General features: G+C 39.2%; 26 protein-coding genes and 1 pseudogene. 20 read left to right on the top strand and 7 right to left on the bottom strand.

Going from position 1 to position 23379, the window contains the following annotated elements:
• The first annotated feature begins 3 nt into the window (after positions 1–3).
• The 10 genes and pseudogenes from V8V91_RS22285 (at position 4) to V8V91_RS22240 (ending at position 6697) form a co-directional block, all read left to right on the top strand.
• Positions 4–1299, top strand: a pseudogene (locus tag V8V91_RS22285) (deoxyribodipyrimidine photo-lyase).
• Positions 1296–1538: a hypothetical protein gene (locus tag V8V91_RS22280; RefSeq protein WP_373397279.1), complete on the top strand. Its 243-nt coding sequence runs from the start codon at positions 1296–1298 to the stop codon at positions 1536–1538. Before V8V91_RS22285 ends, V8V91_RS22280 begins: the two are co-directional and overlap by 4 nt.
• A complete protein-coding gene (locus tag V8V91_RS22275) occupies positions 1529–1795 on the top strand; it encodes a hypothetical protein (protein ID WP_373397278.1) in 267 nt (88 codons plus the stop codon). The genes V8V91_RS22280 and V8V91_RS22275 overlap by 10 nt, the downstream gene beginning before the upstream one ends.
• Before the next feature lie 2 nt (positions 1796–1797).
• A complete protein-coding gene (locus V8V91_RS22270) occupies positions 1798–2244 on the top strand; it encodes a Smr/MutS family protein (RefSeq protein ID WP_373397277.1) in 447 nt (148 codons plus the stop codon).
• A 3-nt stretch (positions 2245–2247) separates the two neighbouring features.
• On the top strand, positions 2248–2505 hold the full coding sequence (locus V8V91_RS22265; RefSeq protein WP_373397275.1) for a hypothetical protein: 258 nt from the start codon (positions 2248–2250) through the stop codon (positions 2503–2505).
• A gap of 106 nt (positions 2506–2611) precedes the next feature.
• Complete coding sequence (locus tag V8V91_RS22260) at positions 2612–3076, top strand: hypothetical protein (RefSeq protein ID WP_373397274.1); 465 nt, start codon at positions 2612–2614, stop codon at positions 3074–3076.
• A gap of 142 nt (positions 3077–3218) precedes the next feature.
• Complete coding sequence (locus V8V91_RS22255; RefSeq protein WP_373397273.1) at positions 3219–4073, top strand: hypothetical protein; 855 nt, start codon at positions 3219–3221, stop codon at positions 4071–4073.
• A 527-nt stretch (positions 4074–4600) separates the two neighbouring features.
• On the top strand, positions 4601–5137 hold the full coding sequence (locus V8V91_RS22250) for a VanZ family protein (RefSeq protein WP_373397272.1): 537 nt from the start codon (positions 4601–4603) through the stop codon (positions 5135–5137).
• A 96-nt stretch (positions 5138–5233) separates the two neighbouring features.
• Positions 5234–6133, top strand: a complete 900-nt coding sequence (locus V8V91_RS22245) for a hypothetical protein (protein ID WP_373397270.1) — start codon at positions 5234–5236, stop codon at positions 6131–6133.
• 72 nt (positions 6134–6205) lie between these two features.
• Positions 6206–6697: a hypothetical protein gene (locus tag V8V91_RS22240; RefSeq protein WP_373397269.1), complete on the top strand. Its 492-nt coding sequence runs from the start codon at positions 6206–6208 to the stop codon at positions 6695–6697.
• A gap of 57 nt (positions 6698–6754) precedes the next feature.
• Here V8V91_RS22240 and V8V91_RS22235 read toward each other — a convergent pair whose 3' ends face one another.
• On the bottom strand, positions 6755–7900 hold the full coding sequence (locus V8V91_RS22235) for a cystathionine gamma-synthase (RefSeq protein WP_074223108.1): 1146 nt from the start codon (positions 7898–7900) through the stop codon (positions 6755–6757).
• A gap of 129 nt (positions 7901–8029) precedes the next feature.
• Between V8V91_RS22235 and V8V91_RS22230 the strand changes: the two genes are divergently transcribed.
• Positions 8030–8725 (top strand): VTT domain-containing protein, encoded by a 696-nt coding sequence (locus tag V8V91_RS22230; protein WP_373397268.1) that lies wholly within the window; start codon positions 8030–8032, stop codon positions 8723–8725.
• 352 nt (positions 8726–9077) lie between these two features.
• On the opposite strand, the gene V8V91_RS22225 is transcribed toward V8V91_RS22230, so the two are convergent.
• From V8V91_RS22225 to V8V91_RS22200, 6 genes are all read right to left on the bottom strand, one after another.
• Positions 9078–9920: a hypothetical protein gene (locus V8V91_RS22225; protein ID WP_373397266.1), complete on the bottom strand. Its 843-nt coding sequence runs from the start codon at positions 9918–9920 to the stop codon at positions 9078–9080.
• On the bottom strand, positions 9910–10398 hold the full coding sequence (locus V8V91_RS22220) for a hypothetical protein (protein ID WP_373397265.1): 489 nt from the start codon (positions 10396–10398) through the stop codon (positions 9910–9912). The genes V8V91_RS22225 and V8V91_RS22220 overlap by 11 nt, the downstream gene beginning before the upstream one ends.
• Positions 10399–10412: 14 nt before the next feature.
• Positions 10413–11663 carry a hypothetical protein gene (locus V8V91_RS22215; protein ID WP_373397264.1) on the bottom strand — a complete coding sequence of 417 codons (1251 nt, stop codon included), beginning with the start codon at positions 11661–11663 and terminating at the stop codon, positions 10413–10415.
• Positions 11664–11716: 53 nt separating this feature from the next.
• The gene (locus tag V8V91_RS22210) at positions 11717–12898 is read right to left on the bottom strand and encodes a C25 family cysteine peptidase (RefSeq protein ID WP_373397263.1); all 1182 of its coding nucleotides are present in this window, start codon (positions 12896–12898) and stop codon (positions 11717–11719) included.
• 79 nt (positions 12899–12977) lie between these two features.
• A complete protein-coding gene (locus V8V91_RS22205) occupies positions 12978–14096 on the bottom strand; it encodes a hypothetical protein (protein WP_373397262.1) in 1119 nt (372 codons plus the stop codon).
• On the bottom strand, positions 14093–15172 hold the full coding sequence (locus V8V91_RS22200; protein WP_373400787.1) for a PorV/PorQ family protein: 1080 nt from the start codon (positions 15170–15172) through the stop codon (positions 14093–14095). Before V8V91_RS22200 ends, V8V91_RS22205 begins: the two co-directional genes overlap by 4 nt.
• Positions 15173–15576: 404 nt before the next feature.
• Here V8V91_RS22200 and V8V91_RS22195 point away from each other — a divergent pair, with 404 nt between their 5' ends.
• From V8V91_RS22195 to V8V91_RS22155, 9 genes are all read left to right on the top strand, one after another.
• The gene (locus V8V91_RS22195) at positions 15577–15906 is read left to right on the top strand and encodes a PadR family transcriptional regulator (RefSeq protein WP_074225056.1); all 330 of its coding nucleotides are present in this window, start codon (positions 15577–15579) and stop codon (positions 15904–15906) included.
• Between the two features lie 85 nt (positions 15907–15991).
• Positions 15992–17950 carry a PspC domain-containing protein gene (locus V8V91_RS22190; RefSeq protein WP_373397261.1) on the top strand — a complete coding sequence of 653 codons (1959 nt, stop codon included), beginning with the start codon at positions 15992–15994 and terminating at the stop codon, positions 17948–17950.
• A gap of 97 nt (positions 17951–18047) precedes the next feature.
• Complete coding sequence (locus V8V91_RS22185; protein WP_373397260.1) at positions 18048–18509, top strand: MBL fold metallo-hydrolase; 462 nt, start codon at positions 18048–18050, stop codon at positions 18507–18509.
• Positions 18449–19447: an MBL fold metallo-hydrolase RNA specificity domain-containing protein gene (locus V8V91_RS22180; RefSeq protein ID WP_373397259.1), complete on the top strand. Its 999-nt coding sequence runs from the start codon at positions 18449–18451 to the stop codon at positions 19445–19447. Before V8V91_RS22185 ends, V8V91_RS22180 begins: the two co-directional genes overlap by 61 nt.
• 28 nt (positions 19448–19475) lie before the next feature.
• Entirely contained in the window at positions 19476–19934 is a 459-nt protein-coding gene (locus V8V91_RS22175; RefSeq protein ID WP_373397258.1) for a carboxypeptidase regulatory-like domain-containing protein, read from the top strand.
• A 172-nt stretch (positions 19935–20106) separates the two neighbouring features.
• A complete protein-coding gene (locus V8V91_RS22170; RefSeq protein WP_074223102.1) occupies positions 20107–20676 on the top strand; it encodes an RNA polymerase sigma factor in 570 nt (189 codons plus the stop codon).
• The gene (locus V8V91_RS22165) at positions 20669–21496 is read left to right on the top strand and encodes a hypothetical protein (RefSeq protein WP_373397257.1); all 828 of its coding nucleotides are present in this window, start codon (positions 20669–20671) and stop codon (positions 21494–21496) included. The genes V8V91_RS22170 and V8V91_RS22165 overlap by 8 nt, the downstream gene beginning before the upstream one ends.
• The gene (locus tag V8V91_RS22160; RefSeq protein ID WP_373397256.1) at positions 21493–22533 is read left to right on the top strand and encodes a hypothetical protein; all 1041 of its coding nucleotides are present in this window, start codon (positions 21493–21495) and stop codon (positions 22531–22533) included. The genes V8V91_RS22165 and V8V91_RS22160 overlap by 4 nt, the downstream gene beginning before the upstream one ends.
• Before the next feature lie 40 nt (positions 22534–22573).
• Positions 22574–23377: a hypothetical protein gene (locus V8V91_RS22155; RefSeq protein WP_373397255.1), complete on the top strand. Its 804-nt coding sequence runs from the start codon at positions 22574–22576 to the stop codon at positions 23375–23377.
• Positions 23378–23379 lie beyond the last annotated feature (2 nt).

Below are 23379 nucleotides of genomic sequence, written 5' to 3'. Positions count from 1 at the left end.
ATCATGAAGAAAATTACCCTTTTTTGGTTCCGTAGAGATTTAAGATTAGAAGATAACACGGGGCTTTATTATGCCTTGCAACAAGAAACGGAAGTACTTCCCCTATTTATTTTTGACCGAAATATTTTAGATGATCTGGAGGATCAAGAGGACCCTCGGGTTTCTTTTATTTATGAACAAGTCCTTCAATTAAAAAAGGAACTGGAGGAAAAAGGGAGCACTCTTTTGATAAAATACGGGACTCCCGAACAGGCTTATGCTGAGATTTTTGAGAACTATCAGGTAGAGGCAATTTATACCAATCGGGATTATGAACCCTATGCCATCAAAAGGGATAAGACCATCGAAAAAATGGCCAAAGAGCATGGAACTACTTTTATGACGTTTAAAGATCAAGTGATTTTTGAACCTGGAGAAATACTCAATGGCTCAGGGGAATTTTACAAAGTCTTTACCCCTTTTAGCAAAGTCTGGCTTCAGAAATTTTCAGAAACCAAGGTAGAGCCACTCAACTATTTCCATTGGAAGAACTTATTGGAAACTAACCCCTTCAAAGGAGTCTCCTTGGAAGAAATGGGTTTTAAAAGTTCAGATCAAAATATTCCTAGCTCCAATCCAGATGAGGAAATCATCAAGCATTATGACCAAACTAGAAATTTCCCTGCCTTAGATGGCACTTCACGTTTGGGCATACATCTGAGGTTTGGAACCATTTCCGTTCGTAAGTTGGCCATAAAAGCAAAGGAACTCAATGAGACCTATCTCAATGAATTGATTTGGAGGAATTTTACATGATGATTTTGTTTTATAGTCCGCAGGTGGTGGACAAGGCTTTCAAACCAGCCTACGATCAGATACCTTGGAGAAACAATAAAGAAGAATTTGAAGCCTGGTGCCAGGGCAAAACTGGTTACCCAATTGTCGATGCTGGAATGCGCCAACTCAACCAAACTGGATATATGCACAACCGTGTCAGAATGATCGTTGCTTCTTTCTTGACCAAACATCTTTTGATTGATTGGAGATGGGGAAGCCTATTTTGCCAAGAAATTACTTGACTACGATTTGTCTGCAAATAATGGTGGATGGCAATGGGCAGCAGGTACGGGAACTGATGCTCAACCCTATTTCAGGATATTCAATCCTGCCTCCCAAACTGAGAAATTTGATAAAGAGTTGAAGTATGTGAAAAAATGGGTTCCAGAATTAGGAACTGAAAAGTACCCAAATCCAATTGTAGATCATAAATTCGCAAGACAAAGAGCGTTGGACACGTATAAACAAGCCTTGGATCGATGAATATTGGAGATAAAGTAAGATTAATCAAAGGGACGGAAGAAGGAATCATTCGAAAAATTTCATCCAGTGGAAGGGTAGAAATAGAAATTGAAGATGGCTTTATTATTCCTGCCTTAAAAAATGAAGTGGTTGTCATTCATGCCACAGAAAAAAGTTATTTCGGGGAACAGGAAAATAACGCAAAAGAACCAGAAGCCCCCTCCCGCTTTCAGGGCCAAAAGATCAAGGTTTGTACCTAGCCTTCATTCCTATCAATGACCAAAGTTTAAGTCTTTACCTAATAAATGATAGCAAGAAGCCCTATTTAGCACATGTTTCAGAAGTATTTGGTGATAACCACCGGACCTTGATGGCTGGAACCTTAGGAGTAGGTGAATCCAAAAAGTTTGATGATCGCCTCTTAAAAGAAATGGATGAATGGCCTTCTTTTTACTACGCTTTATTCCTATCCAAAACAAGTTGGAAACCGCGTTGCCAGCTTTTGAAAGGCAATTGAAAATGAAGCCAACTCAATTCTTTAAGCATTTAAGCAAGGCACCATTACTTGGAAAAAGTGCCTATGTATTTTCCTTGGAGCAAACCACCAAGGAGCTGGATATCCGGGCCTTGAATCAGGAACTGGAAAGCCTGCAACCTAAAGCGCAGGCAATTCCTACCAAAAAGCCGCCAAAATCAGTGGATTTACATATTGAGGAACTGACCCCAAATCCTCAAGGAATGAGCAATTCTGCCATGCTGAAGCTTCAATTAGAGGTGTTTGAAAAGAATTTGGATCAGGCAATAGCCAGTGGAATGGATGAAATCACTTTTATCCATGGGTTAGGAAATGGAGTTTTGAGAAAAGAAATTCATCGTCATTTGAGTCAATTAGGAAATATTAAGTACTTTCAAGACACGCAGAAAGACCAATGGGGTTACGGTGCCACCTTGGTGAAAATTTCCTAAATCATGCAGACGAAGGTCTCCCCGATTTTTCAAGTTTTTGAACGCCAGCATTCCGATGCAAAAGGTCTCTTTTTGGCATTGGGGAAGCAGATTAAATCCAAGAAAGCCATTGAATTACTTGCTAAAATGGAATTCATGGAGCTTTATTGTAACCTGCTAGGGAAAATCCACTTTGAAAAAGAAAGCTTGAAATTTGATATTTTTTCTCCTTTCAAGAAGTTTCAAAAAATCTCCGGAAGATTCATCATTTCAAATTGGTAGAAAGGAATATTCTGGATCGAGAAAAAAGACCAAGCAAACCTTTAACAGCTATCATCTTTATTTAGACAAGCAAAAAAAGAAACTCTACAATGAATCTTTCGATTTAGTGGTAGGGAGTACCTTAAAGAGTTGGGATGAACTTTACCAAAACGCGCAACAGGCGAGCAAAGGTCTGAAACCCTTAGCCATCAGCTCTGCGATTAACCAAATCATCCAAGAGGAACTCGATTTCATCAAGTTGGATCTAAAAGCCAGTTTGGACAGTAAAGCCCTCAAAGAAATATTTGATGCATTGAAGACCATCATCATGCTGGAAAATTTACTGATCCATTTAGGCTTCAACCCTATTTTTGTTCCTAGTATTCATGAAGAAATCAATTTGCTCAAGAATAGTCTAAAACCTTGGTACTCTAACCAATTGAGCTTGCAGTCGCTCACACATTTTTTAGCTGAAAAAGAAAATGTCTCCAAAAAATACCTGGATTGGACCAATGAATTAAAGGTTCAAAAGAAATTGCTTTCCTCTCAAGCGGAAAAACAAGCACACCTACTTTTTGATAAATTGGTCTAATGCTTATTTTGCTTGAAAGTTGTAAGTATACCATCATTTTCAGGAAGCAAGTAACCTGAATCTTTTCTCTTGTTCAACCCATTTTATATCGAAACACTAGGCCACTGATTATCCCTTATGGCTTCTGTCTTCTTTTTTAAATATGAATTCAATACACTGGGAACGTTTTTTACAAGACACTTCCAATTTAGACAAACCAGCTCAAGCCAAACAACTGATTTCAGAAGCAGAAATTGGTTCTATACAGGAGTTGATGAAGGAAGTGATAAGAGGATTCTTAGCGAAACAAGATATTCACATAGGCCTTAAAGTTTACATCAATAAGGAACTAAGACATGAATACCTCGAGAAAATGATTACTCATCCTCCTAGTAAAAATCAAACTATAGAACAATGGTCAAAAGAGATTTTTGGCGATCAAAAATTTGGAATGATCTTGATCGGTTTGGAAGAATACAGCAATGCTTTTGCTGAAAAAGCAGCGGAAATTGTAAGGCCGCTTTTGCAACAAGCTGGAATGCCTTTAAATGGACTTTCCTTTCTATTTTTTATGGGGAATTATGGTTTCACTCCCTTTGGGATTCATAAAGAATCAACAGGAGAAGATGGAATACTCTTTCATCTGGGTCCAGGCCTTAAAAACTTCTACACTTGGGACAATCCAAAATACAATGGAATTGCTCATAACTCGGAAGTATTCCACACTATTCAGGAGATGATGGATTCAGCTGAAGAATATCAATTGAAGCCCGGTGATGCCATGTTTATCCCCCACTATGTATACCATGTGGCTGACACACCCGATTTTTCAATGAGTTTCGTTTTGGACTATATCAATCCACCTGTAGATCAATTTGAAAACGAACTCTTACAACTCGCAGCAAAAGAAAACTTAAAGCTGCATGAAACTTACGGCACACCAGTCCAGCTAGAAGATTCCAAATCTTCTTTGTGGGATAGAATTGACGTTGAATCCATCAGAAAAAGCTGGAGATAGCCTTTGAACATAAAATCACTGCTCTAAAAAGTAACGGGGGGATTCGAAGAAAATCGAATCTTTACCAAAAGAAATTACCCATGTCAGGAAACTTCAGCATCCAAGGGAAATGGGTTTTCCCAATCCTATTAGAAGAATCCGAATCTGAACGAATTTTATTGTTTGCCCGGGGTCATTGCATCCCTATCAAAAAAACCCTGGACTATCCGTCTTGGTTGAAAAACTAAATTCAGGACAATGGTTGACTTTTGATACGATTCAAAAACTTTTATTAAGCCATTGGGACCTTATTGACATATATGGTTTTATCCAAGATTTATTGAATACAGAAGCAATACAATTGGATTCTAACGAAAACACGAAAAATAACTTACCGGAATAACTTAATTCCTTCATTATTACCTTGATTAAACAAGGGATAAAATTTACTATTGAGCCTATCGTTTTCATCAAAGCCTTTTTTTGAACAAAAAGGGTATATGTTCGAAATGGATCTGAAATCATTTTTTCACTAGGATACGCCAGTTATGAACTTCCACACTATTTTAACTGATCAAAAAATTCGGAAAGCAAACCAATGGACCAAAGTATTATTGGCAATCTATCTGCTAGTTTTGGTCTGGATTATATTATTGAAACTTGGAGTGCAGTTTTCTTATATGGAAAAGAGGAGTGTGAACCTCATTCCTTTTATAACACTCTATTTGAGCAAAATGGAAGTCCTGTTAAATGTGATAATATTTATTCCCCTTGGCACTTATACAGCTACATTGATGAAATCATGGAGTTTTTCAAAGCAGCTGTTTTCCTTTTTCCTTCTTAGCTTAATTTTTGAAAGCCTGCAGATCATTTTAAAAATCGGAACTTTTGACGTTACCGATCTAATCACCAATACCATGGGAGGATGGATTGGATACCTTTTATATCAAATAATTCTTCAGATTTTAAAGGATACTGGAAAAACTCAGCAAATCGTTAATTGGATTGCTAGTATAGGAACATTTTTAATGATCACCCTTCTAATCCTACTCAAGTTAAACATGCTACCGATCCGGTATCAATAAGAATTATCACACTTCGTCAACTATTTTGTTAATACAATTTTCTATATTTCTCAATCCTAATAAAGGATCATTAACAATTTCACACTTTTAATTCAAATGGGGATATTTAATACTTTCGTTAAAAAAAATATTAAACATGTTTATTTCGCTGGATGGGAAGTAGAGTTTAACAATGATGAACGGAGTCAAAAGTTCATAGAAACACAAGGAATTGATAAAAAAACTGCTTATTCCATTTTTTCAGCCATTGAATTGGAATTTGAGGATGGAAAATTAGTTCGGGCATTTGATATGGATGAAGGTGATAAACAATCAAGAGAACTCACAGAGAAAGAACTTGGCCAGCCTTTTTTTGATGCACCGGTACATTCCATATTTAATCTCGAAGAATCAAGCGATGGCAAAAGTTATTTAGGAGGGGAAACACCAAAAGAATTTAATATCCCAAAATTCGATTTTATAGCTCCTTTTCAATATATAGGAAAAGTTTCCAAGTCAGATGAACCTTTCCAATGGCTTCCTTTTGATCTCCATTTAACAGCTCCATTATTTTTGGAGCTGGATAAAATTTTTCTGGATTACACAGATCCAATGAACCCAAGGGTCCTGGATTTAGAGGAACTTGAGAAGACAGAAAGTCCATTCGGGAATTTAAAATCCGATTCTGAAATTGTATTTCAGAAAAAATATTTCAGAGGCCGAAAATCCAATTACATTGGAGATGATATGGAGGAATCCGTAATGGGGCATACTGGAGTTCCAAGCTGGATTCAATTTCCTGACATCCCATCTTGTCCCAAAACCAAAAAAACCATGAAGTTTGTTATGCAACTGAGAAGCACTACTGGTATTCAAACTGAGCGTAGTAATGTAGTCCCTTCAAATGATGGCCTTCAACATTATTTAGAAAAATTGAATTTTGCAGCAGATGGTGATCTTTTTGTTTTTTTTGAACCAGAAAGTAAGGTTGCCTGCTTTTTAATTCAAAATACTTAATTAATCTGAACAGTAATAGACAATTATATGAATCAATAATATGGAATCAGAAGAAAGATCAAATAGTTAATAATGAGAAAAAGCATATTCCTAATTATAGGATTTTTTAATTTTGCCTTCTGTTTTGGGCAGTCAGATTATGTGATTTTATCAGATCAAAAAAGAATAGATGAATTAATCTCCTCAAAAAAAATAGTAGAAAAGTCCGCAAAGACGGTGAATCTGACAAAAAAAGAAATCAATTTATTGGAAAAATTGCTGAAACAATCAATTGATAACTATAATGACAAACTTAGTGAAAGTTCGAAAAATTATGGCAGATCTGAGCAATTCATAGAATTGTATCAGATTAGAGAATTAAAAAATTACATGGTTCAATATGTTCCTTATTTAAATGATGAAGGGCAAAAAGAAGTTTGGATTAACGGATTTTGCAATCATGCTGAACCAAACTGGAAGACACAGATAATCTATTATTTAGATGGAGGAAATTGCGTTTTTAACATCCGTATTAACCTAACTACCAAGAAATGTTTATCAATTAAAATAAATAATATTTCTTAATACATTTCAAAAAAACCAGCCTTCACGGCTGGTTTCAATTTATATCATAGCACTTGATCAAATCTTCGACAAAGCATTAGCTAAATCCTGCTTGAGATCCTCTGCATCCTCCACGCCCACACTCAATCGGATTAAGGAGTCCACCAATCCAACTTTTTCGCGCTCTTCCTTAGGGATACTTGCATGGGTCATGGAAGCCGGATGGCCACATAGAGACTCCACTCCACCTAAAGATTCTGCCAAAGCGAACAGATGGAAGTTCTCCATGACGGTTATCGCATCTTCTTGCTTATTTCCCTTCAAAGTAAAGGAAATCATGCCACCAAAGTCACGCATTTGCTTTTTGGCAATTTCATGATTTGGATGATCTTCGAATCCAGGCCAGTAGACTTTTTCCACTTTAGGATGGTTTTTTAAATAGGCAGCAATGGTCTTTCCGTTTTGACTATGTCTCTCCATCCTTAGATGTAAGGTTTTAATTCCTCTAAGCACTAAGAAACAATCCTGAGGACCTGGAGTCGCCCCACAGGCATTTTGGATAAACACCAACTTGGATGCAAGTTCATCGTCATTCAACACCAAAGCGCCCATAACTACGTCAGAATGTCCTCCCAGGTATTTGGTCACGGAATGCATCACAATATCTGCTCCCTGATCCAAGGGATTTTGTAAGTAGGGAGAAGCAAAGGTATTGTCAACTGCTAGTAAAACTCCATGTTCCTTGGCAACTTTGGCTACCCCTGCCACATCAATAATATTCATCATGGGATTGGTCGGAGTTTCTACCCAGATCATCTTCGTGTTTTCATTGATATAAGTAGCGATGGATTTTGGATCGCCCATTGGCACAAAATGGAATTTGATCCCATACCGCTCAAATACTTTAGTAAATAAGCGATAGGTCCCTCCATACAGATCATTGGTAGAAATGATCTCATCTCCGGGATTGAATAATTTCACGACCGCATCGATCGCTCCCAATCCAGAGGAGAAACAGATCCCATGTTTTCCATTCTCTAAAGCAGCTAGATTGTCCTGTAGGGCAGTTCGGGTAGGATTATGGGTCCGTGAATATTCATAGCCCTGATGATCTCCTGGAGATCGCTGCACATAGGTGGATGTCTGATAAATTGGAGTCATGATCGCTCCTGTACTTGGATCTGGCGCTACTCCTGCGTGGATTGCTTTGGTTCCAAATTTCATATGCTTATGGGTTTAATTCTTATCAATTAGCTTTTAGGGAAATCTTTTTAATTGGTAGGGTGTTTTTGGCTTTTGCTCATTAAACTTGTAGGCTCTTGGAGGAAACATTTTCCTGAAGGCCAATCAAAGATGACAAAAAAGGGCAGTATTTTCAAAACTATTTCCTCCTACTTGGGAGACCATCCCACAGGAATCCTTTCCTGGCTTTGGGTGACTACAATGCCCTTTATTGGCAGTACTGTTTTTGCTGTGAATTATGATTTCCTTGAGCAATATAGTCTCAGTTCTGGAGTTGATTACATGATTTACACCTTGATCGGAGCAATGATCATGGGCCTAGCTTTACTACCCACCACATTGATCGCACTGGCTTCAGGATTTTATTTTGGCTGGGTTTCATTGCCTTTTTTAATTTTAGGATACTCCCTCGCTTCTGTAATAGGTTATGGTATTGGGAAATTCATCAATATGGAACTCACCGAGCAAGTCTTTAAGAAAAACCCTAAGTTTCATGCGGAAGTAGAAGCCCGAAAAGCCAAAGAAGGTTCCCTAGTGTTTTTTGTTCGTATCAGCCCTGTGGTCCCCTTTTCTATTTCCAATTTCCTCTTCGCTTCAATGAATGTGAGTCTGGCAAAAGTGCTGATTTTCGGAATTCCTGGTATGCTTACCCGAACGGTGATCGCTTTTACTGCCGGAGTATTGGCTAGCTCCTATCTGGCTGCTAAACAATCCATGAATTCTCCTCTACAATGGGGAATTGGCTTAGCATTGTTGATTATTGGAGGAATCGGTATTTATGGATATGTGAGAAAGAGGAAGAAGTAATCAGTGGGCAGTGTTCAGTATTCAGATTACAGTCCCAGTAAGCAGTTAAAATTAGTTTAGAAGTCCAAAAAAGGGAATATTATCCAATGAGCAGTTGCAGTTTTCAGTGATCACTTTATACCTGTCAAGTAAATCTGAAGGCTAAAGTCAGAAATCTCAAAACAGAAACGTTGACCGAATCAGGATCGACTCCCCTTGGAGAATGATAGCGAATGGTACTGAAATTGGAGATTAAAGGGGGTTAGGGGGATTTTTGAATAATCAAGTAAAGCAGGAGGCCGAGGACGATTTGTTTATATATGGCTAATCGCTTTCGGAATAATCAAAAATCTGACATACGGGAGCAGGAAAATCAACGCAACAAATACATCTTCCCATACCCCTTCTTAAAGGCTTTGTCCCCTGCAGTGGGTCGATGCTCCATGAACTGGCCATTTTTACGAACCAATACTCGATAGATGTACACCCCATTGGCCAATTGGTCTCCAAATTCATCTTTTCCATCCCAGGCATATTCAGTCAGGTTATTCCCGATACGAATTGGCCCCAATTCATTTTGTAATATTTCCCTTACCACTTTTCCTGTCACAGTCATAATCTGAATTTTGATCTCATCAGGCACCTCAGATCCAGTCACTGTAAATACAAACCTGACACTGGTACTGAAGGGATTTGGGTATGGATAAAAATTCGTAATCTGAGACTCATTGATCACTTCAAACGTAATTTCATAGGGCTGAGGAGAATCCTCATTTTGAATTTTCAAGGTATATAGCCCATCTTCCAAAGGACCTGGTAGGAAGGAAACTTTAAATCGGGAATCCTCAGACGCTGGAGTCCAAGTGAGGTTGGGGTTTGAAAAGTTGACCCTCGAAAATTCACAACCTTCACAGTTCTGCTTCAAGAAAATATCCATCCCCACTGTATCTTTCTTATACAATAAGGTCTGGTCATTCACCAGCTGTGCTGTCACCATCACAGTAGGAGAAACAATGTCTCCATCCATGATATAAATCCCATCGAAGTTCACATCCAATAAGGAGCTGGTTTCATCTGCCTCCACCAAAATATAGCTTTCAAAATCTATTTGGTTGTTTCTAAATGTCTGTTCCTGTTGAATTCTGGGGTTTGCAAAAACCACTAATTCATTTTCACCTGCCTTTCCAATGGAATTAAACTCAATACTAAACTCCATGGATTCTCCAGCTTTTAATGTGGGACACTTTAGTGAAACTCTCCACCTTTTTAGAATTCAGGTTAGTCCATTTCCAATCCACCTGAATCGAATCCAGGAAGTTGTATTTTGATACATTTTTGAAAATCAAATCCACCGTCGCTTGTTCACCTTCTTTCAAAGACAGTTGATCTCTGGAGTTTTTCACAATCAAAGCCCCTTCAGGAACTCCCGAATAATTCACTTGCCATCTGTCCAATTGAGCTGGAGCAGTAGATTCAGGATCATCCATCGCATACCGTAATCTCAAATAGGGATAGGTAGTGGAGTTGATAAAGTTAAGATCCATTTCCTGATCCAACACTTGGGCTAAGATCACTTCTTCCTGTCCATCTGCCTTGACCCCAATGATGTCGAAATAGGTATTATCCTCTTCATTGATCCAATTTCTGGCATTGACATGTTGGAAAAACCGCTCCCAATTGCTGGCTGGCCCCACTCTAGGGGTCAGAATTACCCCTGAAGTAATATACCCTTCCAGTTCCGTATCAAAAGAAAGAGTTTGTTGGTTGGGGGGAACTCCTGATTGGTATCTCCAATAATTTCTATTGCCTCACCTGGGGCCATCCCTTTTTGTCCATAAAGGATATAAGGATCTCCTGTATTCAGGTTTCTGAGAGTCGCTTCGTTAGCTCCAAATTCTTTTAATAAAGCATAGGCTTCATCTGGCCAGGCATCGAACGTCACATTTCCTACCGAGAAAATAACTACATAATCTCCATCTTTTACCCCATTCACATATTGCTCCAAAAAGGTCTGCCCTGGAGTCGTGATCCAAGAATTTTGAACACTCTGGATCACCTGAGGTACTCGACCGCAGGCCCTAGGATCCAAAATATCAAAACCCGGAACTGGAATAGATAAATAAGGAGTCAATGATTTTTGATCGAAGGCAACCATTCCCAAAGATCCATTGGGACAGAGTCGACTATTGGCATTATTGACATTGTCTATGATTTGAGGAACCTGATTTAGGTAGAACTGGGTGTTTTTATAGCTTAAAGTATCCACACCTGATCCCACCGTAAACACTTCAAAACCGAGCTTTTTATCCAAATACTTCCATTCTGTTCTTTGGCTATTCAACTCGAGGTTTGTCAACTGATTTTCTTCCAATTGGTCATTGGTGCGTTGGGTCCAACCTTTTGCTCCATTTGGAATCAAAGAAAAGCTGGAAGTGGTCCAGGAATCAGTTTCACCCAATTGAGGTTCCTGGAATTTCGTTCGCCAATAATAGGTAACAGAATCTTGATTCGACAACAAAGTTAATGGCCAATCTGCTAGTCCAGAAGTAGTAATCCTGATTTCTTTTCTATAAGATGAATTGAAATTCGCAGTCGAATCCAATTGAAGAATAATGGTTCGATCCTTTTTAGGATTTCCAGGAATTTGAGCTATTAAATTCACATTGGTTTCAGAAACAATTCCATAGTCCAATGGGAACAGATTCAACGTGCCGCTCAAAGGAATAAACTCCGTTATAGAAATGGAATTATTAGCAAAAGTCATTTCAGGGATAGATTTCGCCGGATTTACCTCCAAAGTAAAGGTGTTATCTCCTGCAGCATTCAGACCAATATTCGGAATCGAAAATTCCAAGGTATCTTTTCTGGAGATATAGGGTATTTCTTTCGGGTCATAGGCTATTTCCGTTCCGTCCGGAAGCTTACGCTTTATTCTAAAAGCAACAGAATCAGTATTCACTAGGCCAATATTCCGAATCACAAAAGTCAATTTGATACTATCGGATAAAGCATTTAGGGGGATTCATCAAAGCTTTCAAAGAATACTTCTGTTGCATCTAAAGAATAATCCGCTTTATCAGCAGGAAACATACGGGTGCCAGGGTCTCCAAGCAAAACCATTTGCTCCATATGGGAATAGCTTAGAGGAACCAGTCCAAAATTCTCCACAAAATCCACTTCTGCCAGTTGCTTGACCTCTCCTACTGTCTTGTAAATACTGGAACTATCCGCAAAAGCCCTGGAATAAAAGGCATTTGAATATCGATTGAGGATGACATCCACTCCCACAGAGGTATTGGCCATAATATTAGAAGCTCCTTTTTCAGGAGTAATGATCCAATCTTCCCCTTGTGTATAAGTGGTACCAAAAGCACTTCCATAATCACAACCATTGAAAAGCATCACAGGATACTTCCCTTTATTCTGATAATTCAAAGTAGGATCTGAGGCAAATCCAATTTCAATATCAATGACCGTCGGAGCCCCATGTCCAAAAAATGTCACCAAAGATCGACCTTCATTGAGATCGCCTGTAATGTCAATCAATTCAATAGTAGAATTAGAACGCTTTCTATAAGTGGTCACATTCCCTCCTAAATACAAGCCTTCGGCAATGGTTTTATATCCATTGAGGTAATTGAAATACCTGTTCAACTCAAACTCGGAAACCCCTCCACTCAGGTGAATCAATTCTTTTTGCCAAGGTGCTGTTACACCCAAAGCATCTTTTTCAATGGCTTTATCCAAATAATCCGCTAAATGCTGGGAGTTTTTGGCAGGGATTCTTCCCACAGCCATGGCGGGTGCATCCAAATTGGAAGGGTCCAAACCCACCACATAATTATTGTCAGAGATGGGATATCCTCCTGGAGGAATCAAATTTTGAAATGTAAAAGCACTAGGGTTATTTCTATAAAAATAGTTGACGCCTCCCTGTCTTGCTGTAGAATACATGGTCAAAGATCTTCCTGCCAACAATAGGTGACTTGGTTTGTGTACAGGGTAATAGGTTTTTAAAAATTCAAAAAGAGCAGTTGGAGATTCTTCTCCATATGCAAATTGATTGTACAAATCCTCTATAAAGACCGTCATGGTTTTAAAACCTCCACCCAAAGGGGAAGCCCTATGTGCTGCATAAGCTTGTAGTGGATTTTCATACTGATTGGCGGCCTCTTCCAAAATATGATGTCCCACCAGAATATAATCTGCTTCCTGAGTAAGGTAATTCTTAAACTGTACAGCTGCTAGTTTCGAAACCGGAAGAATCGTCTCCTCATTTTGAAGCCAAATTTTGCTGCTGTCGGATGATACTGAAGCTCGGAACCTGAGTTGATTCTGAATTAGAAAGCATTACTTTCTGAGGCCTCCGATAATCGGAAATTTCAAAAGCCTCGTAATTGCTATTCAATTGAGAAATGGAGATCTGTTGATTTCCAGGAGGTAACAAGAATAGTTTGGAAGGAAAATCTCCTTGCACCACTCTTTCCTGAAATACTACTTTGGTATATGCAACAGAAACATTGTCTGCTGCCTCCGTTCCAGAGGATTGCACACTGATCACAATACTTCCATCGCCGTTAAAATCCCCCATCGTCAGAGGTAAAGTCAATTGAGGGTATTCATATCCGTAGAAATTTTCGGTTTGTACCAAGCGTTGGGAAGCAGCGGTCGGCCCCACTGAAATCCTTGTGCTATGATTATGCAACGAACGTCCCACTAATCCAATTTCGAGCCTAGCAGGTCCAGAATTGCTGGGATTCCCTAAATCGGTCAATGTGAAACTTCGGGTATTCCCTTTGGTAATAATGGAACTCATCCATCCTTGCCCCTGATCATAAATGGACAGCCTAAAATCAAAAGCATATCCTACTCCTAAGGAATATTGCTCTCCATAGGCCATTACTTTTTCCGTCCCGAAACTGGTCAATTGAGCCAGGTTATTTTCAGGTGCCGGGCGTTCTGACATTCGAAGACCAAACTCTCCTGGAGTGATGGTCAGGAAAAAGGCAGTACTATCCGAGTGAGTATTGAAATAAGGGTTTGGGAGACGATCAAACTTGGTATACAGCAAAGAATCTAATGTTCCATCATTTCTTAAACCATAAAAGTCCAAGTAATCTTCTGAATCAAAACTTCCATCCTCTTGTCCAACCAAAGAAACAGCCACTTCTTTCCCACGATGGTAAAGCCGTATCGTTCTTGGATCAATTGCATTCACATTTACGCCATTCGCAGCTAGGACTTCAGGAGTGATTCTATAAATACCATCTTTTGCTGTCAGGATTTTATAATAGGTCTGGTTATAGGTATACCAATTAGATTGCTGGGCTTGAATAAGGTTGCTTAAGAATAATAAGCCAAGGAATAAGAAGCATGTTTTCAATTTATTCATCGATCCCATCCTTTAAATTTCCTGAATTCCGAGTCCAACTTTTCCAAACTTACTTTCACGCTAAAAACATGAGAATAAGGAGTTTCAGACACATTCCCAATATCCGATAGGGCATAGTCAATTTGGAACTTCTCATTTAAAACAACTCCTACCCCCATACTTGGTTGCATATTCAAGGATTCATTTCCTTCAAAATCTTTGATGTATTGAAAGTTCCCGATACCTGCCCTTAAATAAGCAATTCGCTGAAAACCAGCCTCAATCCCTAGCCTAGGATCAATACTAAATACCGAATTATGGATTAGGGTATTCCTGTTGCCATCAAACGTCATATCCAAATCCGCCACGGTCAATAAGCTGAAGTTTGAACCCAAGTTCCAATCATAGGCAATACTTCCAATGGCCCTTGGAAGGGTAAGCTCCACGGAGTTTATAGGGATTTCATTATCTGTCTGGGAATAGATATCACGTACCAACTCTGCATCATGAGACCAAGCATTAAAGGTGGTGGTAATATCTCTCACCATTAACCCTAAGGTCAATTTTTTATGAATGTAAATACCTCCTATATCTAAACCAAAGCCCCATGCCTGGGCAAACTTCCCTACATTTCGGTGAATGACTTTGGCATTTGCTCCCACTTTAAATTTATCAGAGAGATCCCGAGCATAACTTAACAACAAGGCATAATCTGCAACATTAAAAAATTGGATGTTGTTATAATTTAAGGCGCCATTTGCATCGTATAAAAATCTTGTATCTGGAATATCGTCCACTCCAAACCTAATTAATGAAATAGCTACTTGGCTTTCATTTTTGATCGGGGTAGAGAAACCCAGGTAATCGTATTGGGCCACACCGGCAAAATATTCGGAGTGCATTAAAGTAAATTCATATTTATGTTGAATCCCCATCAGGGCTGCGGGATTCCAATAGGCAGAAGTAACATCTCGCGAGGCTGCCACCTGGGCGCCTCCCATTCCCAAGGCCCTAGCTCCAACACCAATACTTAGAAATTCATTGGAATATTTAGGTGCAATAGATTGCGAAAAACCAGCCCTGATACTTACAAGCATCAGTGAAGGCAAGAAAATTAGAACACCTATTAAAAGTCTAGTGATTTTCACAAAACCAAAATAAAGTAAATATCTAAGCCGTTAATAGTACTTGGCTTTTTTCTTTTAAAGAATCGATACACTGTACGCCATCGTACATATTTCTGTTCACTATGTTGCAGTTTTTTCGGCAGAAATAAAATGTTACACTTTTTCTCATATTTTTTTCAAAGATTTTAAAAATTCAAAAAGTGCAAATAAACGCTCTATGGTAGGATTATTCCGGATTTGGTATACCAAACCAGCTTTCTATAGCAAGGAATTAGGTTATACAAGGTAGCTTAGAAAAGATTGGTATCATTTTTCTATCAATTGAGGAAACGGAAATCAAATTTTCCAAAAGCAAGGAAAAAAATCACCTTACTATGAATGTCGCCAACACACAGATTCAAATGCGCAAAGGGCTCTTAGAGTTTTGCGTTTTGCACATTATCTCTCGGGGTGAGGTATATACTTCAGACTTGATCGATGAACTTACCCAAGTTCAGATGATCGTAGTAGAAGGCACACTATATCCCCTACTCAACAGACTCAAGTCTGCTTCACTAGTTCAATACCGCTGGGTTGAATCTGAATCGGGACCTCCTCGAAAATATTATTCCATTACCGAGGAAGGTAAAGAATTTCTAGGTACGCTTTCAGAAACCTGGACTTCGTTAGTCAATTCCACGCAAGAAATCACCTCTAAGAATTGAACCTATGAAATTGAGAAGCACATTCCAGAATCTGTTGAAGTTCCTTACAGGCGGACATGTGGCAACCCTCTAAATTGAACAACACATGAAAAAGACAATAAGCATTAACATCAGTGGAATTCTCTTCCACATTGAAGAAGACGGATACGATACGCTTCGGAAATACCTCGATGCGATCAATAAGCATTTTTCTTCCTATAAAGACAATCATGAGATCATCTCCGATATCGAAAATCGGATCGCTGAGATTTTCTTGTCTAACCTCAAAAACAACAAACAGGTCATCACCGCAGAAAATGTGGACAAACTCATTGAAAAAATGGGGACCATAGCTGACTTCGCTACCGTGGAGGAAGAAAAATTGGAAGAGGAATATGAGCAGCAAGCCAACCCAAAAGATGAAGACTACTATAAATATGTCACTCCCCAACAAGGTGAAAAAGGAGGATATAAAAAATTAGTACGACTTGAAAACAAAAAGATTATTGGAGGTGTCTGTGCTGGTATCGCACAGTACTTTGCAATAGATCCCTTATGGACTAGGTTGATTGCGATCTTGGTATTGTTCAGTGGCAACATCCGATTAAACCCAGGTCTATTCGATATCATGCCATTTGACAACTTTAGGTTCAACTTCAGTTTTGGCTTCATTGCAGTGGTGGCTTATATCGTACTTTGGGTCATCTTACCTGTGTCATATGATGTAAAAGAGGATAAAAACATCAAAAAACTTTACCGAAACCCTGATGACAAAGTTTTAGGAGGAGTCGCTTCAGGGCTAGCTGCATACTTTGGAATAGAAGTAATTTGGACCAGACTTGCCTTTGTATTGCTGATTTTGGCCGGTGGATCCGGATTCTTAATCTACTTGGTACTATGGATTATCACCCCTGTGGCCAGTTCGATTACCGAACGAATCCAAATGAAAGGTGGTGAAATCACTCTGGACAATATAGATACGACTGTGAAGGAGAGCCAAAACCCCATCCCTCCTATTCCTGAATCAAATACCAGAAAGATTTTACTAACTCCATTTAGAATTATCGGACAAGTAATCGAAGCAATCGGAAAAGCGCTTGGACCAGTAGGTAGAGCAGTTTTAACGGTAATTCGGGTAATATTTGGACTCTTCGTTTTCTTCTTGGGTATTGTCATAACAATCGCTCCATTGATCGCCTTGGGTGTTTATTTTGGAATCTTCACCAATGACGACTATGTAATGGTAATGGATAATTTCCCAATAGAATTGTTCTCTAATCTAGTTCCTGTTTGGTTGGTAGTAGCAGCTTCTTTCTTATTGGTTATTCCTGGTATTATCTTACTACTATTAGGTTTAAGTGTCCTTGCTAAGAAAAGCATCATTGGCGGAAGATTCGGGTTGGTAGCCTTAGGTCTTTGGTTATTGTGTATTGGAATTTGCGGATTCCAGATTCCTAGGATTGTAGCACTGTTCAAATCTGAGAACTGGTTTAAGAGTGAAGAAGTATTGCCAGTTACTGCAGGTACGATGATTTTAAACCTAAACCCTATCAGTGAAGAAGCTACATTCAATCGAGTAAGCTTGAGATTGGAAGGAACTTCAGACTCTCTGGTAACTTTGACAAAAGATGCTTTCTCCAGAGGAAGGTCTAAAGCAGAGGCCATGGAAAATGCCGAGCAAATCGTTTACAACTATGCTGTAAGGGATTCTGTGGTAACCTTTGATGAAGGATTTGATGTCAATTCTCTTGGGACGTTTAGAGATCAAAAAGTAAACTTGGTACTTAATATCCCTTATGAAAAGCCTTTCATTATGGAAAGATCATTGTTGGAGATCATCAGAAACACCATCTATAGAAATGGTTATAGATCCTCTCAGGTAAATCAAAGAAATGTCTGGGTATTTAATGAGGCTGGACTGGTCTGCGTTACTTGTAGTGAAGAAAACGAGGACGAGGATGAGGATGACGCGGAAGAAATGTATCTGGATTCGCTTTCCAGAGCTCAATTGGACAGTATCAGTAAAGCGAAGTACTTACAAAAAGCAGATAGCGTTTCTCAATAAGTGCAACGGGTTCCAAAAACTCAGTTTTAAAATTAGGAGAGGTATCCAAATGGATGCCTCTTTTTTTTGTAACTTCTATTTTCAAAACCCAATAACAATGGATGTTACAGTAAAATTTTTGGGAGGAGCTGGGGCAGTCACCGGATCCAAATACCTAATTGACTTAGGAGAATTTGAATTTTTGGTGGATTGTGGACTATACCAAGGAAATCGAGCACTTCGAGACCGAAACTGGGATAAATTCCCTATGCCTCCCATGGAGATGGAAGCCATTGTACTTACTCATGCACATCTGGACCATATTGGCTATTTACCCAAATTAGTCAAGCAGGGTTTTTCAGGACCTATCTATTGCACAGAAGCAACCGCTGAATTAGCCAAAATCTTATTATTGGATTCAGGTAAGCTACAAGAAGAAGAAGCGGAATACGCAAGAAAAAGGGGTATTCAAAACATGACAATCCACAACCCCTCTATACACAAGAGGATGCAGAAGCCGTGTTCCCCAAATTGGTACCTCAGGAATTTGAAAGGCCTTTTTCGATCCACCCAGATGTAACGGTCACCTATTACCATGCTGGGCATATTTTAGGAGCATCTATTGTGAAAATAGTAGTAAAAGGGAAAGAACAGGAAAAGAAATTAGTGTTCTCAGGGGACTTAGGCAGATACCATGACCCTATTTTATACCCTCCTTCCCGAATACCAAAAGCTGACATTTTGTGGATTGAATCCACGTATGGTGATCGGGTAAGTCCTCCAGTCAAACCTGAGGAAGAATTGGGAAGGGCCATCAGAGACACCTTTGATCGAGGTGGATTGGTGATTATTCCGGCTTTTGCGGTGGGAAGAACCCAATTGGTCATGTATTATTTATTCCAGTTGATGGAAAAAGGGAAAATCCCTAAAGCCCCGATTTTCTTGGATTCTCCCATGGCCATCAATGCGACTAAACTATATCTGGACTTCAAAAGTGATCACCAACTATCTGCCGTTTTAGAAGAGGATGGTAATCACCCATTTGATCACCCCCAACTTCATTATTTCCAAAAACAAGAGCAGTCCCGTTCACTCAATGAATATCGAGGGAATGCCATTATTATTTCTGCGAGTGGGATGGCAACTGGAGGCAGGGTTCTTCACCACTTATTTCACCATTTACCTGATGAAAAGAACGGGGTGATATTTGTGGGGTACCAAGCGGAAGGCACCCGAGGAAGGAGATTATTGGATGGAGAACCTGAAATTCGGATTTATGGTCGAGAAGTTCCTGTTAAGGCCAAAATCTATCAAATCGATGGGCTCTCAGCACATGCAGACCAAAATGAATTGATGGACTGGGCAGAAGGATTTATCGAAAAACCCAAAATCGTATTCATTATTCATGGGGAGGAAAAAAGTGCCAGTATATTAGGACAGAAACTCCAAGAGGAAATGGGATGGAGAACCATCCTTCCTCAGTATTTGGAATCGTTTATGCTATTTGAAAATATTTAAAACCTAAATAGGGATTCCCCTTATTAAAATGAAAAAGCTAGTAAAAACACTCTCCTTTTTTCTACTATTACTGCTATTTTTCCAGTGTAAACCTTACCAACCTGAAGGTCAGGGCATCATAGGAACCATCACCTGGATAGAAGGGAATCAGATGCCTATGATCCAAGATGGAGAGGACCCCGAAAAAGGAGCAAAAAAGGTAGAGCGAACCCTCTATATTTTTCCATTGACTAATATTTCGGATGTAAAAGTAGAAGAAGGCTTAATCACTTCCATAGCTACCACCAAGATCAAAGAAGTAAAAACCGATGGTTCAGGAAAATATGCAGTAGCCCTAAGTCCAGGTAGGAACACGGTACTGACTGTAGAAGAAGATGGATTATTTGCAAGTATCTTCGATGGGGAGGGAAATATCCAACCAGTTACAGTGAAGGAAAATGAATGGACCTTATTGGACATCCTCATCAATTATAAGGCATATTATTAAAATATGGTTTTTAATTCCTAATTAACTAAGAAAGATTTAAAACCATAATTAATTATCAATCAATATTTTACGAGTATTTTTATAGAGAAATCAAAAAAATATTATTTTTTTTCACACACTGAAGCAACCATTCTTTTCAGCTTTGCATCTACCTAATTGAAAGCCACTAGTAATGTTCAGCAGAACCGATTTTTCTACCGAGACAAGAGTAATACAAGGATGCCTAAAAGGTGATCGGTCCGCCCAGCGGCACCTGTATGATTCGTATTCGGGGAAATTTCTGGCCATCTGCATCCGGTATTTAAAAGACCGGGAACATGCAGAAGATGTGATGATCGAGGGATTCATGAAAATTTTTGATAAGCTACCCCAGTTTCAGAACAAGGGAAGTTTCGAAGGTTGGATGAAACGAATCATCGTCACTCAGGCTCTCATGACATTGAGGAGTAACAGACACCTTATGATGGAAGTGAATATGGAAAATGAAGCAGAATTTCAGGATCAAAATTATGAACTCAATCATTTGGAGACTGAAGAGCTCATGGAAATGGTCCAAAGTTTACCAGTAGGATATAGAACTGTATTTAACCTGTATGCTATAGAAGGTTATTCCCACAAGGAAATAGCTGAATTACTTGGAATCAGCGAAAGCACCTCCAAATCGCAGCTCAACAGAGCACGAAATGTCTTAAAAGAAAAAATTGCCTGTCTAATACCAAACGAAAGGAGAAACAATGGCTAATTCATCACAAAAGTTGGACAAGATTTTCAAGGAAAAACTGGACCAACACGAAGTCAAACCCAGCGCATTAGCCTGGGAGAGATTAGAAAAAGAGCTTCCTAAAGAACCTAAATCCAATCAAGGATTCTGGTGGGCGGCGGCGGCTTCCGTGGTGATCTTACTATCTGCCGGATATTTCTTTTATCCTTCTGAAACTAAAGACAATTCCAATGACTTCCTGGCTACTAACCAAGAAATCATCTCTCCTGATAATTCAGACAACCGCAATTCAGAAACTACGATTCCTGATGAATTACCTACAGAAATTGAAGAAAAGCAGTCACCTGCTCCTGTAGAAATCAAGGAAGAACTTAAAGCAGAAATCACAAGTAACAAACCATCTAATAAAAAGCCGGTAATTACTGAAGCACCTACTCAAAATCTGATTGCGATGACTGAAACGCGAGAAGAGGAAACAGCAGTACCTGAAGTAATTATACCTGAAGAGAAGCCAGTGTTGAAACCAATGGTTGACCCAGAAATGGAGCTTCCTACTTTGGATATCACGAAAGCAGTAGCAGAGGAAAAGACAGAGACCGAAGAAGCCCCTGCATACAGTGTTAAAATTTTCTCCTCAGGACTGAAGGAAGAACCCAAAGACAAAAACTTGATTGCCGAAATTGGCAAAACAGTGAATGAAGTCGGCGGATTGTTGGGTAAAGTAGACCAGGGATTGGCAGACTTGCAAGATGCCAAAAACAACCTCTTTACCAATCTTACTTCAAAAAAGAACGAGCTGACAAATAAAAAATCGCCACAAGAAATCGAAATCAAATCATGAAAAAATATCTTTTATTATTCTGCCTGATGGCCCTGGTTCAAATTGGCATAGCCGGTACCATGCCATCAAACGACACCTACAAGACTGTGATGAGCGACAGTGTAGTTGTAGAGTTCGGAAAGTCCGGTAAAGTAGTCATCATCGTAGACAGCAAAGAGGACTTTGAAAAGCTAAAGCTGATGAATATCAACCAGATCATTCGAGAATTGGATCTGGAGGAAAATGAAGATTCAGGAGAATTGACCATCGTTGAAATCAAAAAGAAAGACGGTTCTACCAAAGAAGTAGTAAAAGTGAGAGAAGACTGGGAAGAAACCGAAGTCTATATTGGTGGAATGCGGATCCTAGTAGATGAGTCCGGGGCCAATACCAAAGTACGGGTTGAATCAGGAATGAAGAAAAATAATGACCCACCATTCCGTACCTACTTTAATGTAGACCTGGGGGTCAACAACTACCTGAATGGTGAAGGCAAATTCCCAACTTCTGACAATCCATATGCAGTAAAAGGTTGGGGGAGCTGGAATGTTGGAATCAACTGGATGGCTGCCCAGAGAATTTCTAAAGGTTTTTACTGGGATTTCGGACTTGGTTTCAACTTCTACAATTTCAAATTTGAAAATCGGGATTTCCAAGCTGTCAGAGGCGATGATATGATTGACTTTGTACAACGTACCGATGTGGATGGCTTTAAAAGCAAAATCTCTGCTTCCTACATCATGGCAATGACCATGCTTGAGCTGGACTTTGGAAAAATGAACAATAATGGAAGGAAAGGATTGAGAATCGCTGCTGGGCCTTATGCGGGCTATCGTTTAGGAGGACAATCCAAATATGTATACAGAGAATTGGGAGGTTCTGGCCGTAAAAAGGACAAACAAAACACAGGACTTTACTTGAATAATTTCCGGTATGGAATCAGGGGAGAACTAGGTATTGGTCGAGTTAAATTCTTCACCAATTATGACTTAAACACGCTTTTCCAAGATGAAAAAGGACCTGAGCTGAACCCTATCACTTTTGGTATAGTATTCTAATCAATAGGGCTTCGGCCCTATTTTCTAACCACTTTTGAAAATGAAAAACCAACTACTATTATTACTACTCTTCGTCTTTTCGATCAGTACTTCTTTTGCACAAAACAAACCTGACACAGTGATTTATACCAAAGACAAAGTCATTAACGTCTTTGGGAACTCCTGGAGATATTATAAAAATGATGACAACAAATGGATATTGGAAGTAGAAGAGGATGATGAGGTTAAAATCAAAGAACGATATAAATCCAGAAACCGAAACTTTAGAGCTGATTTTAATACTGAATTAGGGATCAATTTGGTGAATCCCACCGGAGAGATGCCCGATGTGAAACCTTGGGGCTCCTGGTATTATGCCATCAATTTTGAAGGAACTTATAAGCCTTCCAGAAACTTTCACCTTCTTTCAAGCATTGGAGTCAGCTGGTACAATTTCAAGCTGGAGGACAGAAGTCTGATCGCTGTGAAAAACCCAGATGGCATTGCTTGGGAGGAATTCGAAGGAGGCATCGGAACCAAATCAAAAATCTCTGCATCCTATGCAAACTTCACGTTGGTCCCAACTCTCTTAACCAATAACCATAAGTTAAGATTGGGATTAGGTGGATATGCAGGTTTTCGAATAGGTGGAAGAGGTAAGTTTGTATACGACGATGAAAATGGCAACAAACAAAAGCAGTTTGAAAAATCCAATATGTACATAGAAAACTTCCGCTATGGAGCCAGAGGGGAAGTAGGGGTTGGAGATATTACCCTCTTTTTCAACTATGATTTAAACAATCTATTTCAGGAAAATCTAGGCCCTGAAGTAAATGCAATGAGCTTTGGAATAACAATAAGATAATC

The sequence above is a fragment of the Algoriphagus halophilus genome (assembly GCF_041729275.1).
GTDB lineage: Bacteria > Bacteroidota > Bacteroidia > Cytophagales > Cyclobacteriaceae > Algoriphagus > Algoriphagus halophilus_A.
The sequence above is the reverse complement of the archived record's forward strand: the minus strand, read 5'-3'. Positions and strand labels throughout refer to the sequence as shown.